12 protein-coding genes are annotated in these 16,332 nt (G+C 63.7%); 8 read left to right on the top strand and 4 right to left on the bottom strand.

Annotated features, from left to right (window positions below; genetic code table 11):
- The first annotated feature begins 88 nt into the window (after nt 1–88).
- Entirely contained in the window at nt 89–754 is a 666-nt protein-coding gene (locus AC4P1R_RS06300; RefSeq protein WP_069457081.1) for a DsbA family oxidoreductase, read from the top strand.
- Between the two features lie 236 nt (nt 755–990).
- Here the strand turns inward: AC4P1R_RS06300 and mfd are convergent, their stop codons facing one another.
- Together mfd and AC4P1R_RS06290 are read right to left on the bottom strand one after the other, a co-directional pair.
- On the bottom strand, nt 991–4,494 hold the full coding sequence (gene mfd, locus AC4P1R_RS06295) for a transcription-repair coupling factor (protein WP_069457082.1): 3,504 nt from the start codon (nt 4,492–4,494) through the stop codon (nt 991–993).
- Nucleotides 4,495–4,615: 121 nt separating this feature from the next.
- Nucleotides 4,616–4,909 carry an FAD assembly factor SdhE gene (locus tag AC4P1R_RS06290; RefSeq protein ID WP_069457083.1) on the bottom strand — a complete coding sequence of 98 codons (294 nt, stop codon included), beginning with the start codon at nt 4,907–4,909 and terminating at the stop codon, nt 4,616–4,618.
- 119 nt (nt 4,910–5,028) lie between these two features.
- Between AC4P1R_RS06290 and recG the strand changes: the two genes are divergently transcribed.
- Nucleotides 5,029–7,134: an ATP-dependent DNA helicase RecG gene (gene recG / locus AC4P1R_RS06285; RefSeq protein WP_069457084.1), complete on the top strand. Its 2,106-nt coding sequence runs from the start codon at nt 5,029–5,031 to the stop codon at nt 7,132–7,134.
- A gap of 14 nt (nt 7,135–7,148) precedes the next feature.
- Here recG and AC4P1R_RS06280 read toward each other — a convergent pair whose 3' ends face one another.
- A complete protein-coding gene (locus AC4P1R_RS06280; protein WP_425353217.1) occupies nt 7,149–8,372 on the bottom strand; it encodes a GGDEF domain-containing protein in 1,224 nt (407 codons plus the stop codon).
- A 300-nt stretch (nt 8,373–8,672) separates the two neighbouring features.
- On the opposite strand from AC4P1R_RS06280, the gene AC4P1R_RS06275 reads away from it, so the two are divergent.
- From AC4P1R_RS06275 to AC4P1R_RS06250, 6 genes are all read left to right on the top strand, one after another.
- Nucleotides 8,673–9,782 (top strand): LacI family DNA-binding transcriptional regulator, encoded by a 1,110-nt coding sequence (locus AC4P1R_RS06275; RefSeq protein ID WP_069457086.1) that lies wholly within the window; start codon nt 8,673–8,675, stop codon nt 9,780–9,782.
- A 344-nt stretch (nt 9,783–10,126) separates the two neighbouring features.
- On the top strand, nt 10,127–11,176 hold the full coding sequence (locus AC4P1R_RS06270) for an ABC transporter substrate-binding protein (protein WP_069457087.1): 1,050 nt from the start codon (nt 10,127–10,129) through the stop codon (nt 11,174–11,176).
- An 83-nt stretch (nt 11,177–11,259) separates the two neighbouring features.
- On the top strand, nt 11,260–12,075 hold the full coding sequence (locus AC4P1R_RS06265; protein WP_069457088.1) for an ATP-binding cassette domain-containing protein: 816 nt from the start codon (nt 11,260–11,262) through the stop codon (nt 12,073–12,075).
- Nucleotides 12,076–12,104: 29 nt separating this feature from the next.
- Nucleotides 12,105–13,337: a sugar ABC transporter permease gene (locus AC4P1R_RS06260; RefSeq protein WP_069457089.1), complete on the top strand. Its 1,233-nt coding sequence runs from the start codon at nt 12,105–12,107 to the stop codon at nt 13,335–13,337.
- A 25-nt stretch (nt 13,338–13,362) separates the two neighbouring features.
- Complete coding sequence (locus AC4P1R_RS06255) at nt 13,363–14,091, top strand: SDR family oxidoreductase (RefSeq protein WP_069457090.1); 729 nt, start codon at nt 13,363–13,365, stop codon at nt 14,089–14,091.
- Between the two features lie 3 nt (nt 14,092–14,094).
- Nucleotides 14,095–15,726: an FGGY-family carbohydrate kinase gene (locus AC4P1R_RS06250; protein ID WP_151611199.1), complete on the top strand. Its 1,632-nt coding sequence runs from the start codon at nt 14,095–14,097 to the stop codon at nt 15,724–15,726.
- Here the strand turns inward: AC4P1R_RS06250 and AC4P1R_RS06245 are convergent.
- The gene (locus AC4P1R_RS06245) at nt 15,723–16,250 is read right to left on the bottom strand and encodes a dihydrofolate reductase family protein (RefSeq protein WP_069457092.1); all 528 of its coding nucleotides are present in this window, start codon (nt 16,248–16,250) and stop codon (nt 15,723–15,725) included. The two genes, AC4P1R_RS06250 and AC4P1R_RS06245, sit on opposite strands and share 4 nt — an antisense overlap.
- Nucleotides 16,251–16,332: the final 82 nt, after the last annotated feature.

Raw genomic sequence — 16,332 nt, 5'->3', positions numbered from 1 at the left:
AGCGGTTTGTGCAACGACATGCAGGGAATAAGGACCGCCCCCGAGCGAATGCGGGACGCGTTATAGCCAAACGGGAAAGGCCGCCACCATGGAAACCGTCAATATCGATATCGTCTCGGACGTCGTCTGCCCGTGGTGCTATCTCGGCAAGAACCGCCTCGACCAGGCGATCGCCAATGTGGCCAACGAGGTGCAGGTCGCGATCCGATGGCGTCCCTATCAGCTCAACCCCGATCTGCCGCCGGAGGGCGTCGACCATAAGCGCCACCTCGCGGAAAAGTTCGGCGGTCGGGCCGCCGTCGACCGTGCGCATGAAATGCTCGAAGGGCTCGGTCGCGAGGCCGGCATCGCCTTCGATTTCGATGCGGTGAAGATCAGCCCCAATACGCTCGACGCCCATCGCCTGATCCGCTGGGCCGCCACCAGCGGATCAGCCGCTCAGGAGGAGACCGTACGCCTGCTCTTCAAGGCGAATTTCGAAGAGGGCAAGAATGTCGGCGATCACGCGATCCTGCTTGACATCGCGGAGAAGGCCGGGCTCGATCGCCCGGTCATCGGCACCCTCCTCTCCTCCGACGCCGACAAGGACGCCGTCAAGCAGGAGATCGACATGGCGCGCGACATGGGTGTGACCGGCGTCCCCTGCTTCATCCTCGATCAGCAATATGCGGTGATGGGCGCGCAGTCGGTCGAAGTACTGACCAACGCCCTGCTCGAACTTGCCGCGATGAAAGCGGCCCGCCCGGCGCACTGACCGTTATAGGCGAAAGACCCCTCCCCACAAGGGGGAGGGATTAACTTGCCGCACCCTCTCTGCCGCATCGCGCCGCATCGTCGCAACAGACGCCAGCCTGTCGGAACTGCAAGGAGAACGCCGCGAGCGCAAAGCCCCTCTCTCTTGTGGGGAGGGGTTGGGGAGGTTTTTTGGGGAGACCGGGAATTGGGAGAGAGGTTCCGCCTGCGTCGAGGCCGCACCACCCCATCGCCCTCTCATCCCGCTTTCGCAAGCCCCGCGAGCTGGGTCATCACCATCGCAGCGCCCGAAAGCCGCTTTTCCGGCGATGCAAGCTCCCGCTGGAAGAAGATGCTCTGGTCCTGCCGGATCTTGGCGACCGTCCCCTGCTTGGCGATATAGCCGACGAGGGCCGCCGGGTTGGGGAACTCCTTGTTGCGGAACTGGACGACGACGCCCTTGGGTCCGGCATCGAGCTTTTCCACATTCGCCGTCCGGCACAGCGCCTTGATGTAAACGATCTTCAGGAGATGCTGGACCTCGACCGGCAGCGGGCCGAAGCGGTCGATCAGTTCGGCGCCGAAGCCATCGATTTCCTTGAGGTCCGTCAGTTCACCGAGGCGTCGATAGAGGCCGAGGCGGAGATTGAGATCGGGTACGTATTCTTCCGGGATCATGACCGGCGTTCCGACCGAGATCTGCGGCGACCAGCCAGTGTCGTGGATCTCCTCCTCGCCCTTGAGTTCGGCGACCGCCTCCTCAAGCATCTGCTGGTAAAGCTCGAAGCCGACCTCCTTGATGTGGCCGGACTGCTCCTCGCCGAGCAGATTGCCCGCGCCGCGGATATCGAGATCGTGGCTCGCCAGTTGGAAGCCGGCGCCGAGGGTATCGAGCGACTGCAGCACCTTCAGCCGGCGCTCCGCCGGGCCCGTCAGCGTCTTGTTGACGGGCAACGTGAAGAGCGCGAAGGCGCGGACCTTCGAGCGGCCGACCCGGCCGCGCAGCTGGTAGAGCTGAGCCAGGCCGAACATATCGGCGCGGTGAACGATCAGCGTGTTGGCGGTCGGTACGTCCAGGCCGGATTCGACGATCGTCGTCGAAAGCAGCACGTCATAGCGGCCCTCATAGAAGGCGTTCATGATGTCTTCGAGTTCGGTAGCCGGCATCTGGCCGTGCGCCACCGCGACCTTCAACTCCGGTACGTCGGAATTCAGGAACTCGTGAACCTCGGAAAGGTCGCTCACCCGCGGGCAGACGTAAAAGCTTTGGCCGCCACGATAATGCTCGCGCATGAGCGTCTCGCGGATCACCAGCGCATCGAAGGGAGAAATAAAGGTACGCACCGCCATGCGATCGACGGGCGGCGTAGTGATCAACGACAATTCGCGAACGCCCGTCAGAGCAAGCTGCAGCGTTCGCGGGATCGGCGTCGCCGATAGCGTCAGCACGTGGACGTCGGTCTTCAGCTCCTTCAGCCGCTCCTTGTGCTTGACGCCGAAATGCTGCTCCTCGTCGATGATGAGCAGACCGAGATTGGCGAACTTGATCGAGGAACCGAGCAGCGCATGGGTGCCGATGACAATGTCGGTCTTGCCCTCCGCGACTTCCTTCTTGGTCAGTGCCAGTTCCTTCGAGCCGACAAGGCGGGAGGCCTGCTGGATGCGCACCGGCAGGCCGCGGAAACGTTCGGCAAAAGTCTTGTAGTGCTGACGCGCCAGCAAGGTCGTCGGCACGACGACCGCGACCTGGATGCCGTTCATCGCCGCGATGAAAGCGGCACGCAGCGCCACCTCCGTCTTGCCGAATCCGACATCGCCACAGACCAGACGGTCCATCGGCCGGCCGCTGCCGAGATCATCGCGAACGGCCTCGATCGAGTTCAGCTGATCCTCGGTCTCGTCGTAGGGGAAGCGTGCGGCGAATTCGTCATAGACGCCGTCCTGGGCGGCGAGAACCGGCGCATGCCGCGTGTGCCGTTCGGCGGCAATGCGGATGAGACCGCCGGCCATGTCGAGCAGCCGCTTCTTGAGCTTGGCCTTGCGCGCCTGCCAGGCGACGCCGCCGAGCTTGTCGAGGATTGCGTCTGTCCCTTCCGAACCGTAGCGAGACAGAAGCTCGATGTTTTCCACCGGCAGGAAAAGCTTGGCGTCGTCGGCATAGAGGAGCTCGAGGCAATCATGCGGCGCGCCGGCGGCCTCTATCGTGCGCAGGCCGACAAAGCGGCCGATGCCGTGCTCCGCATGCACGACATAGCTCCCCTCGTCGAGGCCCGTCATCTCGGCGATGAAGTCGGCGCCACGCTTTCGGCGCTTCGAGCGGCGCACTAGCCGGTCACCGAGAATATCCTGCTCGCCAATGACGACGAGATCGCCGGTTTCGAATCCCGCCTCAAGGCTGAGAACCGCGGATGCCGCCTCGCCCGGTTTCAAAGAGCCGAGGTCGGAGAGCGCCTTGATCGGGCGGATCCTTGCAAGACCATGCTCGGCAAGAACCTGGGTGAGCCGGTCGAGCGATCCTTCCGTCCAGCCGGAAATGACGACCTTCGCACCCTTCGCCCGCTTTTCCGCGATGTGCTTGACCGCATGGTCGAAGACATTGACGCGTTCGCCGTCACTCTCCTCGCCAACGGCCTTGGCCCAGCGCAGGCCCTGACGCGCCTCGATGGTGACGACCTGACGCGCCTCCCCTTCATGTTCGCTGAAGGGCGAGAGGCGCACAGCGCGCCGTTCGGTCAAGGCGGTGCCGAATGCTTCAGCGCCGAGATAAAGAAGTTCCGCCGGCACGGGCTTGTAGGGGGTGCCCTGCGGGAACTGCTTGCCCGGCGACGCGGATGCAAGCCGCGCGTCATAATAGTCGAGGATCAGCTTCGAGCGCTCCGCGGCCGCTTCGCGGATCAGGTGATCCGTGACGATACGGAAGCCGTCGAGATAGTCGAAAACCGTTTCCAGGCGATCGTAGAAGAGCGGCAGCCAATGTTCCATGCCGGCATAGCGGCGCCCTTCCGAGACGGCCTGGTAGAGTGCATCGTCGCGAGTCGCCGCGCCGAAGCGCGAGAGATACTGCTTGCGGAAATGGCTGATGGTCTCCGGCGTCAGCGACACTTCGCTCATCGGGTTGAGGTCGAGCGAGCGCACCTGCCCCGTCGTGCGCTGGCTGACCGGGTCGAATGAGCGGATCGTTTCCAGCGTATCGCCGAAGAAATCGAGACGCAGCGGCTCGCCGCCTCCAGGCACATAGACGTCGAGAATGCCACCCCGCACGGCAAACTCGCCAACCTCGCGCACAGTCGGCACCCGCTCGAAGCCGTTTCGCTCCAACCTGGCGGCGAGATCGTCCATGCGCACCTGGTTGCCAGGCCGCGCCGAAAAGGCAAGACCTTCGATCACCCGCCGCGGCGAAATCCTCTGCAGGGCGGCATTGACGGTGACGAGCACGATCGCCGCATGCGGCTTTGCCCGATGCGCAATGAGCGCGCTCAATGCGGCCAGCCTCCGCGCCGAAATATCGGCGCTCGGCGACACTCGGTCGTAAGGCAGGCAGTCCCAGCCCGGCAGCGTCAAGACGGGAATGTCGGGCGCCACGAAGCCAAGAACCTGCTCGAGATCGGCTATCCGTTGGCCGTCGGAAAGGAAATAGGCGACCGGCGTTCCTGCCCGCGCCAGATCCGCAAGGATCAGCGCCTCGGCGCCGGAGGGCACGGGCCCGATCGTCACTTCCCGCGTTGCCGCCACAACCCTCTTCGCATCGAGGCCAGGTATCATCGTCGTGTCATTCCGTTTCTTACGAGCGCCGCGCGTCTTTTCAGCCGCGCAAAGGTCGCTGTAACTCTTTGAAACTGCGCTTCGAGCCTTTCGGATAGATTCCGATTATGGCGCCGTAGCGCTAGCGGACGGGATCGAAATCCGGGCGATAGGCCGCGATGCGCGCGAACAGCGCCGTCGCATGCCGCTCGGGCAGCGGCTTCTCTCCCGTGATCCAGCGCACGAGGTCGTTGTCTTCTTCGCCCATGATCGTTTCGAGCTCGTCGAGCTCGGGATCGGTGAGGCTTGCAATCTCGGCTTCGGCGAACTGCCCGAGGATCAGATCCATCTCACGGATGCCGCGATGCCAGGCGCGAAACAGTATTCGGCGCCGACGCGGGTCGAGATCGGCGCTCGTGCGCGAAATGCCGGTCATGAAACGTCCTTCCTGCCATCCGCCTTTCGCGGCGGATCCATGATCAGGGGCTCTATAAACGCTGGAAAGCAGGTTGTCAGCCTTGCCAAAGCGGGAATTATCGTCCCATTTTCACTCCTATGCGCCCTGCCCTGCTCGATCCGCTGTTTTCGCCCCTCGACACGCTGCCCGGCATCGGTCCGAAAACCGGCGAGCTTTACGCGCGGCTGCTCGGGCGCGAAACGATCGACGATTGCCGCGTCGTCGATCTCCTGTTTCACGCCCCCCACTCGCTGATCGATCGGCGCCGGCAGCCGGGCATCGCCCATGCGCCGCAGGGCGCGATCGTCACCATCACCGGGCGCGTCGACCGGCACCAGCCATCGCCGCACGGACGTCCCAACGTGCCCTATCGCGTCTTCCTGCACGACGACAGCGGCGAGCTGGCGCTGACCTTCTTCCGCGTCAAGGGGAACTGGCTGGAAAAGGCGCTGCCGGTCGACGAAATCGTGACCGTCAGCGGCAAGGTGGATTGGTTCAACGGTCGCGCATCGATGGTCCACCCGGACCACATGGTCCCTGCGGCGGAAGCGGAGAACCTGCCATTGGTCGAGCCCGTCTATGGGCTCACGGCCGGGCTCGCCCCGAGGGCGCTCCGTAAGACCATCGAGGCGGCGGTGGCGCGCATCCCCGATCTACCCGAATGGCTCGACGAGACGTTTCTCCGCCAACAAGGATTCGGAAGTGCGAAGGAGAGTTTTCATCGCCTGCATGAACCTCGGGACGAGACCGATATCGACAACCAGGCTCCGGCGCGCCGGCGGCTCGCCTATGACGAGTTCCTGGCCGGTCAGCTTTCGCTCGCGCTGGTGCGCCAGCGGCTGCGGAAGGTCGCCGGCTCGCCGGTGCATGCGACGGGGCGCCTAAGCGGTCCTGTACTCGCCGCCCTGCCCTTCTCGCTGACGGCAAGCCAGTCGGCTGCCGTAAGGGACATACTTGCCGACATGTCCGGTGCCGAGCGCATGCTGCGCCTGCTTCAGGGCGACGTTGGCTCCGGCAAGACGGCGGTGGCGCTCATGACGATGCTCGCGGCGATCGAATCCGGCGGCCAGGCGGTGCTGATGGCACCGACGGAGATTCTCGCCCGCCAGCACCATGCCACGCTTTCCAGGATGGCAGCGCCGGCGGGCATCACCACCGACGTCTTGACGGGCCGGACCAAGGGCAAGGAGCGCGACGCGATCCTCGAGCGCATCGCCTCCGGCGAGACGCATATGGTCATCGGCACGCATGCGCTATTCCAGGACGCGGTGAACTACCATCGACTCATCCTCGCCGTCGTCGACGAGCAGCATCGCTTCGGCGTCCATCAAAGGCTGCGGCTGACGGCCAAAGGCATCTCTCCGCACATGCTGGTCATGACCGCCACGCCGATCCCGCGCACGCTCGTGTTGGCGGCCTTTGGCGACATGGATGTCTCCAAGCTCACGGAGAAGCCGGCCGGCCGCAAGCCGATACAGACCGTCACCATTCCGACCGAGCGTACCGACGAGATCATCGACAGGCTCGATTCCGCGCTCCGGCAAGGCAAGAAAGCCTATTGGATCTGCCCGCTCGTGGAGGAATCGGAAGAGTCCGACGCCATGTCCGCCGACGAGCGCTATCAAGGGCTCGTCCGCCGCTTCGGCAATGATGTCGGACTGGTCCACGGCCGGATGGCGGGGCCGGAAAAGGACGCCGTCATGCTCGCCTTCAAGAACGGCGAGATTCGCGTGCTCGTAGCGACGACGGTGGTGGAGGTCGGCGTCGACGTTCCCGATGCGACGATCATGGTGATCGAGCACGCCGAACGCTTCGGCCTTGCGCAATTGCACCAACTGCGCGGCCGCGTCGGCCGCGGCGACGAGGCCTCCACCTGCATCCTGCTCTACAAGGGACCGCTGAGCGATGCGGGGCACGCGCGGCTTTCGATCCTCAGGGAAACGGAAGACGGGTTCCTGATCGCCGAGGAGGATTTGAAGCTTCGCGGCGAAGGCGAGCTTCTCGGCACGCGCCAATCCGGCACCCCCGGCTTCCGCATCGCCAGCCTGGAGGCGCACGCCGATCTTCTGGAGACCGCACGAAAGGACGCGGCCTATGTCATCGAGCGGGACCCGGATCTGACGTCGGATCGCGGCGAAGCGTTGAGGACGCTGCTCTATCTTTATCGACGTGATGAAGCGATCCGGTTCCTGCGGGCGGGATAACCCGGTGATTGAGACTACGTTCCCGCTGCATCCGGCTGGTGGAGCAATACACAATTGCGACCTGCCTGCTTGGCAAGATAAAGGGCCGCATCCGCTTCGTTCTGAAGCTGCTCCGGTGAAATGCTCGCCTTGTCCGGCGGCTGGATCGCCACGCCAATGCTGAGGGTCACATAGGGCCCCACGCGCGAGGCAGGGTTCGGAAGCGAGGCTGCTTCGACGCTCTTTCGGATTCGCTCGGCCGTCGCAATGGCTTCTTGCTCGTCTGCACCCGGCAGCACCACGAGGAACTCCTCGCCGCCATAGCGGGCGACATGGTCCCGTTCGCCGTTCACGCTGCTCTGGATAATGCCGGCGACCTTCACGAGGCAGCGATCGCCTTCCGCATGCCCCAGGTGATCGTTCAGCTTCTTGAACTCGTCGACATCGCACATCAGCATGGCGCAGCCGCGGCAATTCATGCCGCCGTTCCACAGATGATGGAGAGTTTCCATCATCCAGCGCCGATTGGCGATGCCGGTCAGGGGATCGGTTCTCGCAAGGCGCTCGAGCCGGGCATTCGCGTCGGCAAGTTCCGCGACCCGGCTCCGGTCTCTGAGCTCGAGTAGGAAAGTCTTCTGAGCGAGAATCGTCATGGTGCGTCGCGCGACGACAGTTGCGACGATGCCGCTCGCAAAGAAAAGCGTCGCAGCTACGGCATTCCCCGGCTCCAGGTTCGGATTCAGCAACTGGAAGACGAGGTAGAGGCCAAGCGCAATGGCGGCGACCGTCACTGTCCAGGCCAGTGGAATGGCGAAAATGATGATGGCGGTGATCGCCACGAAAAGCATGATGTTCAAGTGGCGTTCGTAGAACTCGCCCCCTGCGCTCACCCCCACCAGGGCGACCGACAGGAGAATGAGGAGCAGGCCAGCGATGATGGAGATCTTTTGCAGCCAATAGGCGCGCGGCTTTCGCCAGATAAAGGCGGTCGCCAGCGCGGCGGGCGGAAGAATGCAGGCTGGCGCGAGCATCGCCATCACGATCGCCTTCGGGAGCAGTATGGCGTTGAGACTGAGGGTCAACACATCCAGAAATGCCACCCACGTCATCCATGCACGAATGATCTTGGCCGTTCGCGGCCAGGAGCGCTCTCGAAACAGGCGGCGAAGCTCACCTGTGAGGCGAATGTCCCGCGTGCGGCCCGCGAGAAGGCGCGCGACTTCTGCCATGGTGGCAGGATTCTCCGTCCGAAGCTGCATCTGTGCAGACGGGCTGCCTCTACTCGCTGAAGCTGTGTTCTCCTCCATATCCATGCTACCCTATTTAGCGGCGCTTCTGCTGCAAGCAAGCACGGGCGGCCGCTCGGCGGACGTGTGGAACGGCCCTTTCGCGGGCCCGAAGACCCTCTGGACCCGACCGTTCGCCAGGGAGCCCGGCACATTGGCGAAGGCTGCCACATCAATCCTATCCTCATAGTTCGATTCCCACTTGCAAACGAACGACACTCCGTGTTAAACGTTTAACTGTTAATCGTTTAACTGCGAAGGGAGCCGCTGTCCGTGGCCGCGAAAAAGCCGTCAATCCGCGAGGTCGCCGCCTATGCGGGCGTATCCACCGCAACGGTTTCGAACGTCTTCAGCGGCCGCAAACCCGTCAACGACGAACTGAAGAAGAGCGTTCTCGAAGCGGCGGAGCATCTTGGCTATCAGATCGACCGTGCCGCCTCTCAACTGCGCTCCGGAAGGACACGCATCATTGCGGTCCTTGTTCCGGATCTCACCGACACCTTCTTCGCGACGATCGTCTCCCGGCTGGAAACCCAAGCCTTTGCGGAAGGCTATGACGTCATCGTCGCGAGCTCCCATGACGATCCATCGGTGGAATCCTCGCGTCTGAAGGCGCTCCTTTCCTGGAAGCCGGCAGGCATGATTGCTGTCCCCTGCTCGAGCTCCATTCCCACGGAGCTCGTCGAGATCGAAAAGACGCTTCCCATGGTGCTTGTCGACCGCGTGGCAAGCGAGGGTGCCATCGCCGACACGGTCACCCTCGACAACCGGGAGGCCGGACAGATTGCCGCCAGCCATCTTCTCGAACATGGCCACCGCGACATCGTGATCGCCGTCTCCGATCTGGATTACCCGCCAATATTCGAGCGAGCCGAGGGCGCCGCCGGCCTGATCGCGCAGCGCACCGGCGCGCGCCCTGTCACACTCAAGCTCGGCACCAACATGGAAGCCGGAGCAAGGATCTTCTCCGATTGGATGGACCGCAATACGGCTCCGGGCGCAGTGATCGCGCTCACCAACGTGACGACCTTGAGCGTGCTGTCGGCTCTTGCGGAACGTCGAATTGCCATTCCCGACAAAACCTCGATTGTCGCTTTCGACGATTATGCTTGGATGGCGGCGCGCAATACCGGACTGACGGCCATACGCCAACCCGTGGACCGGATGGCCGAGACGGCCTGGAAAAGGCTGCAACTGAGAATGGACATGGGCATGGAAGCACCGGCCGAACCCTCGGTTCTCAATGCCAGTCTCGTTGTGCGGGATTCGGTGCGCGACCTCGACAGCCGAAAGCCGCATCCGGTTGGAAACGACGCTCAGGATACCGCATTGCCGGGCGAAGGACTTTTGGCGGCTTCCCGGCACGGGAAGAATATCCACTGAACCAAACGCCAGGCAAAAACCGGCGAATTCAAGAAAGCGGCGCATGGCCGCCAACAGGGAGGAATGGAGGAGCCAAAACGTCGAAGCAGACACGCGGGGCGCCTAGCGTCACCCCGCGCGCAAGCACAATCGTTCTGAAATGGCCCGCCTGAACCGACGGATGCCGATCTCAACAGTCGCCCTCGACCCGGGTTGGCAATCAAGCCGTTGCAGCGGCGCGAAAGCCCGGAGCGTGCGGCGTGGCCGATCGCGCCTGTCCGATTCTTAGCAGCGGTCTTTCAGGAAACCAACACTCTTCGGGCGATGTGTCGCTCCAAGAGCCCATTTCAAATGGAGGAACTGAAATGACACGAACAACAATGAAGCTCGCCACCGCCGCGCTGGCATCTGCCCTGATGAGCGGGGCGGCATATGCTCAGACATCCGGAACCGTCGCCTTCCTGATGCCCGACCAGGCCTCTACCCGCTACGAGGAACACGATTTCCCGGGCTTCAAGGCGGCGATGGAGAAGCTCTGCGCCGACTGCCAGGTCATCTACCAGAATGCGGATGCCGACGTCGCCCGCCAGCAGCAGCAGTTCAACTCGGTCATCGCGCAGGGTGCCAAGGTGGTCGTGCTCGATCCGGTCGACTCGAGCGCCGCTGCATCGCTCGTGGCGCTCGCCCAGAGCCAGGGCGTGAAAGTCATCGCCTACGACCGTCCGATCCCGGACAAGCCGGCCGATTACTATGTCTCGTTCGACAACGAGGGTATCGGCAAGGCAATCGCCGAGTCCCTGATGCGTCACCTGGAGGAAAAGGAGGTGCCGACGGACAAAGGCGGCGTGCTCCAGATCAACGGCTCGCCGACCGACGCGGCCGCAGGCCTTATTCGCGACGGCATTCACGCCGGCATCGCGACCAGCAAGTACAAGACGCTTGCGGAATTCGACACGCCGGACTGGGCGCCGCCGAAGGCGCAGGAATGGACAAGCGGACAGATCACCCGCTTCGGTGACCAGATCGTCGGCGTAGTTGCCGCCAATGACGGTACCGCCGGCGGCGCGATCGCGGCCTTCAAGGCAGCCGGCGTCGATCCGGTTCCGCCTGTGACCGGCAACGATGCGACGATCGCAGCGCTGCAGCTGATCATCGCGGGCGACCAGTACAACACGATCTCCAAGCCCTCCGAGATCGTTGCCGCCGCCGCGGCCAACGTCGCCGTCCAGCTCTTGAATGGTGAAACGCCGGAGGCAAAGACCACGCTCTACGACACTCCGTCGGAACTCTTCGTCCCGGCTGTCGTGACCCGCGAGAACCTCAAGGCGGAAATCATCGACAAGGGCATCCAGACGGCTGCGGAGCTCTGCACCGGCCGCTACGCCGAAGGCTGCGCCGAACTCGGCATCAAATAGATCCTCCCGAGACGGTCGCCCGGTCAATCGCCGGCCGGGCGACCGAACACAAGCATGAATAGGACACAAGGGTTGAACCCGTCATGACCGAGAACCCTACCGATCCGAACAGGACCGAGCCTATCCTCAGCCTCCGGGGCGTGTCGAAGAGTTTCGGCGCGGTCTCGGCTTTGACCAACATCGATCTGGACATCCATCCCGGCGAGGTAGTGGCACTTGTGGGCGACAACGGTGCCGGCAAATCGACGCTCGTCAAGATCCTCGCGGGCGTTCATCAGCCGACTTCCGGCACCATCCACTTCCAGGGACGGCCGGTCACCATGAACGAGCCGGCCGATGCGCTCAGACTCGGCATCGCCACTGTGTTCCAGGATCTCGCGCTCTGCGAAAACCTCGACGTTGTGGCCAATATCTTCCTGGGGCAGGAAAAAAACGCCTGGTATCTCGACGAAGTCGCCATGGAAGTCCGTTCCTGGGAGCTCTTGAACGAGCTTGCAGCCCGTATCCCGAGCGTCCGCGAGCCGATCGCCTCGCTCTCCGGCGGCCAGCGTCAAACGGTGGCCATCGCCCGCTCGCTCCTTCTCGAACCGCAGATCATCATGCTCGACGAACCGACGGCAGCTCTCGGCGTCGCGCAGACCGCGGAGGTTCTGAATCTCGTCGAACGTGTCCGCGACAAGGGGCTCGGGGTGGTGATGATCTCGCATAACATGGAGGACGTTCGGGCGGTCGCCGACCGTATCGTCGTCCTCAGGCTCGGTCGCAACAATGGGGTGTTCACCCCGGATGCCTCCAACGAGGAACTGGTCGGAGCCATCACCGGCGCTGTCGACAATGCCGTTTCCAGGCGCGCAAGCCGGCTCTCGTCGAGCGCCGTCGGTGAAGGAGCCCGGCCGTGAGCATTCAACAGAAATCGGGAAATCCGACCATGCAGACACCACAACTCGACCGCGCCGACACGCGGGTCAGACATGCCGAGGGCATCGGCGGCTCCGTCAGCGCCTTCCTCGATCGCGTGCGTTCCGGTGACCTTGGGTCCTTGCCGGTGATCGTCGGGCTGATCGTCATCTGGACGGTGTTCACGTCGCTCAATCCGATCTTCCTGTCACCGAACAACCTCGTGAACCTTCTCTTCGACTGCTCGACCGTCGGCGTCATCTCGCTCGGTATCGTCTGTGTGCTGATGCTCGGTGAAATCGATCTTTCGGTCGGGTCGATGAGCGGGGTCGGCTCGGCCCTCATCGGCGTTCTGTGGGTCAACATGGGCGTTCCCCTGCCGATTGCCGTCGGCGGCGCGCTTGCACTCGGGGTCGCCATCGGAGCGGCTTATGCGCTGCTGCGCACGCATCTGGGAATGCCGAGCTTCGTCTCCACCCTGGCGGGCCTCCTCGCCCTTCTCGGGCTGCAGCTTTACATGCTCGGCTCGACCGGGTCGATCAATCTTCCCTATGGTTCGTCCATCGTCGATTTCGGCCAGCTGATGATCATGCCAGCCTGGCTGTCCCATACGCTGGCATTTCTGCCCGGCCTCACACTTCTCGTCATGGGGCTCAGGACCCGCGCGAAAAGACAGGCCGCCAATCTGTCCTCGAGCTCCGTAAACGGTCTCCTATTCCGAGCGGCCGTCGCGACTGGCGGGTTCGAACTGGCGGTCTTCTACCTCAACCAAGGCCGGGGCGTGCCATGGATGTTCGGCCTGTTCGTACTGCTGGTCGTCATCATGAATTATGCCTTCGTGCGCACGAAATGGGGCCGCTCCATGAAGGCGGTCGGCGGCAATGCCGAGGCGGCGCGGCGCTCCGGCATCAACGTGACGCGAATCTATCTGAGCGCCTTCATGCTCTGCTCGTTGTTTGCCTCCCTTGGCGGTGTCCTCTCGGCCGCGCGGCTTGCTTCGGCAAGCCAGCAGGCGGGTACGGGCGATGTAAACCTCAATGCCATCGCGGCAGCGGTCATCGGCGGCACCAGCCTCTTCGGCGGCCGCGGCTCGGCCTGGTCGGCCCTGCTCGGCATCATCGTCATCCAGTCCATCGCGAACGGCCTGACGCTCCTGAACCTGTCGTCGTCGCTGCGTTACATGATCACCGGCGCGGTTCTCGCCATCGCCGTCATCGTCGACAGCCTCGCCCGGCAAAGCCGCGTCTCCCACGGCCGTGCCTAGGCGACAAGAACGAAGGATCTCGAACATGAACGACGAACTGAAAGGCAAGGTTGCGGCCATCACGGGCGCTGCCTCCGGCATCGGCCTGGAATGCGCCCGCTCGCTCATCGCCGCGGATGCGACGGTCGTGCTGATCGACCGGGCGGAAGAGCGGCTCATGCAACTCTGCGCCGAACTCGGGCCGAGGGCGATCCCGCTGGTGATCGACCTGATGGATGCGCGGGCGGTCGACGGCATGGCCGAACGCATCCTCGAAGGGGCCGGCGGCCTCGACATTTTCCACGCCAATGCCGGCGCCTATATCGGCGGCGAGGTTGCGACAGGCGATCCGGATGCCTGGGACGGCATGCTCAATCTCAACATCAATGCGGCTTTCCGCTCAGTTCGGGCAGTGCTGCCGCACATGATCGAACAGAAGGGCGGCGACATCATCCTCACCAGTTCCATAGCCGGGATCGTCCCGGTCGTCTGGGAACCGATCTACACCGCCTCGAAATTCGCGGTGCAGGCCTTCGTCCATACGGTCCGCCGTCAGGTCGCGCCGCACGGCATTCGCGTCGGAGCCGTTGCGCCCGGCCCCGTGGTCACCGCGCTCCTCGACGACTGGCCCAAGGCGAAAATGGAGGAAGCCCTTGCCAATGGCAGTCTGATGCAGCCGAAGGAAGTCGCCGACGCGGTGCTTTTCATGCTCAGCCGTCCCCGCACGGTCACCATCCGCGACCTCGTGATCCTGCCCTTGACCGTGGACCTCTAGGCAATGGACCGCTATCTGATCGGCATTGACGTCGGGACCGCCAGCGCCCGGGCCGGGATATTCGACAGCACCGGCAGGCTGCTTGCCGCTGCCAAACAGAACATCGCCCTCTTCAGCGACGGGCCGGACCTCTACGAGCAATCTTCGGAAGATATCTGGCAGGCCGTTTGCGCCAGCATACGCCGCGCCATCGGCGCATCGGGCATCGACCCGAACGCCATCGCCGGCATCGGCGTGGATGCCACGTGCTCGCTGGTGGTGATCGGTGCCGGGGGAAGATCGTTGCCCGTCGGCGACCTGGGCCATCCCGAACGCAATATCATCGTCTGGATGGACCATCGTGCGCTCGGGCAGGCCAATCGGATCAACGACACCCGCCATGACGTTCTGCGCTTTGTCGGAAACCGCATCTCGCCGGAAATGGAGACGCCGAAACTGCTCTGGCTCAAGGAAAACAAGCCCGAGACGTTCAATGCCGCGGAGCACTTCTTCGATCTCACGGATTTCCTCACCTGGCGCGCCACGGACTGTCTCGCCCGGTCGATCTGCACGGTGACCTGCAAATGGACCTATCTGGGACACGAGCGGCGATGGGACGAAAGCTATTTCCGGACCGTGGGCCTTTCCGAGCTGACGGCTGACAATTTTGCCCGGATCGGCAGCCATGTGGTCGAGGCCGGAACGGCGTTGGGGTCCGGCCTGACGCCGCGGGCCGCTTCCGAGCTCGGACTGCCGGTCGGCGTGCCCGTCGCAGCGGGCCTGATCGATGCCCACGCGGGAGGTGTCGGCACGGTCGGCTGGAAGGACGAAGCCGACGGCGGGTCTGCGACGTCGCGGATGGCCTATGTCTTCGGCACATCCGCCTGCACCATGACCTCCACGCACGCGCCTGCCTTCGTGCCGGGCGTCTGGGGACCCTACTATTCCGCCATGGTGCCGGGTCTGTGGCTAAACGAGGCGGGCCAGTCGGCGGCGGGTGCTGCAATCGACCATCTCCTGTCGCTGCATCCGGCCTCTGCGGAAGCGGCGCGGCTGGCCGAGGCCGCCGGAATGGGTCTGGCAGAATGGCTCGCCGCCCGGGCCGCCGCGATGGCCGCCGGCCAACCGGACTTGGCGATCCTTGCCGACGGACTGCACGTGGTCCCCGAATTCCTCGGCAACCGGGCGCCATTTGCCGATCCGGAGGCAAAGGCGCTCATTGCCGGGCTGAGCATGGACCGATCCGTCGACTCGCTCATCCGGCTTTACGTGGCCGGCGTTTGCGGGCTCGGCTGCGGATTGCGGCAGATCGTCGAAGCCCAACAGGCAGAAGGTGTCAGCGTCGATACCATTGTCGTCAGTGGCGGCGCGGGCCGAAGCCCCATCATCAGGCAGCTCCTGGCAGATGCAACGGGCCTCAAAGTGGCGGCTCCGGCTACGGACGAGCCCGTGCTCCTAGGCGCCGCCATGCTTGCCGCCGTGGCAAGCGGCCTCCATCCGAACCTCGAGGCAGCAATGGCAGGCATGTCCGGCATCGGCGACGTCTACACACCGAAAGGCGGGGAAGTCGCCGCCTATCACGCCAAACGGTTCGAGGGGTTTGAACTGCTGCAGTCGACCGGTCGCCGCTTGCGGACGCTATATTCCCGGAATTAGGCAGGTACGTATGTCAGCCTGATCACGTCTTCGATTTGATCGCAGGCCACAAGGCGTAGCGGCGGTCGAGGACCGGCGAAGAATGGCTTGCCGTGACCAAGCACGACCGGGTGGAGGTAGAGTCGATACTCATCGACAAGTCCAAGGTCGGTCAGGCTTTGCGCCAATTCCGGACCGGCGACTGCAATCTCGCCGGCGCACCCGGCTTTCAGCCGACGCACCACCGCCTCGAGATCATCCTCGACGAGCGTGGCGTTGGGGCCCACGGACTTCAGCGAACGCGACACGACCCATTTCGGTTGGCTCCGCCACGCAGCCGCGAAGTCGCGTTCCTCCGGGCCCCACTCAGGGGCGTCTTCGTCCCAATAACGCATTACCTCGTATATACGGCGACCGTAAATACTGCCGGCCAGGCCGCGCACTTGATCGATGAAGTGACGAAAGAGCGAAGGTCCCGGCGCAAATTCCTGATGATCGACATAGCCGTCCAGGGACTGGTTCATTCCAAAGAAGAGCTTCGCCATGCAAATCTCCATTTCGAATGCTGCAAAATAGCTCGGCCGAGGTTGCGCGGAAGTGAGTCGGACGCGCCACTTTGTCAGTGTG

The organism is Sinorhizobium sp. Y406 (assembly GCF_058732025.1).
This window is presented reverse-complemented; position numbering and strand designations above follow the sequence as displayed.

Coding starts and splice junctions, on each gene's coding strand:
- AC4P1R_RS06260 (WP_069457089.1), top strand. CDS start 12,105: ATGCAGACACCACAACTCGACCGCGCCGACACGCGGGTCAGACATGCC.
- AC4P1R_RS06265 (WP_069457088.1), top strand. CDS start 11,260: ATGACCGAGAACCCTACCGATCCGAACAGGACCGAGCCTATCCTCAGC.
- mfd (WP_069457082.1), bottom strand. CDS start 4,494: ATGATACCTGGCCTCGATGCGAAGAGGGTTGTGGCGGCAACGCGGGAA.
- AC4P1R_RS06255 (WP_069457090.1), top strand. CDS start 13,363: ATGAACGACGAACTGAAAGGCAAGGTTGCGGCCATCACGGGCGCTGCC.
- AC4P1R_RS06270 (WP_069457087.1), top strand. CDS start 10,127: ATGACACGAACAACAATGAAGCTCGCCACCGCCGCGCTGGCATCTGCC.
- AC4P1R_RS06250 (WP_151611199.1), top strand. CDS start 14,095: ATGGACCGCTATCTGATCGGCATTGACGTCGGGACCGCCAGCGCCCGG.
- recG (WP_069457084.1), top strand. CDS start 5,029: ATGCGCCCTGCCCTGCTCGATCCGCTGTTTTCGCCCCTCGACACGCTG.
- AC4P1R_RS06300 (WP_069457081.1), top strand. CDS start 89: ATGGAAACCGTCAATATCGATATCGTCTCGGACGTCGTCTGCCCGTGG.
- AC4P1R_RS06280 (WP_425353217.1), bottom strand. CDS start 8,372: ATGCAGCTTCGGACGGAGAATCCTGCCACCATGGCAGAAGTCGCGCGC.
- AC4P1R_RS06245 (WP_069457092.1), bottom strand. CDS start 16,250: ATGGCGAAGCTCTTCTTTGGAATGAACCAGTCCCTGGACGGCTATGTC.
- AC4P1R_RS06290 (WP_069457083.1), bottom strand. CDS start 4,909: ATGACCGGCATTTCGCGCACGAGCGCCGATCTCGACCCGCGTCGGCGC.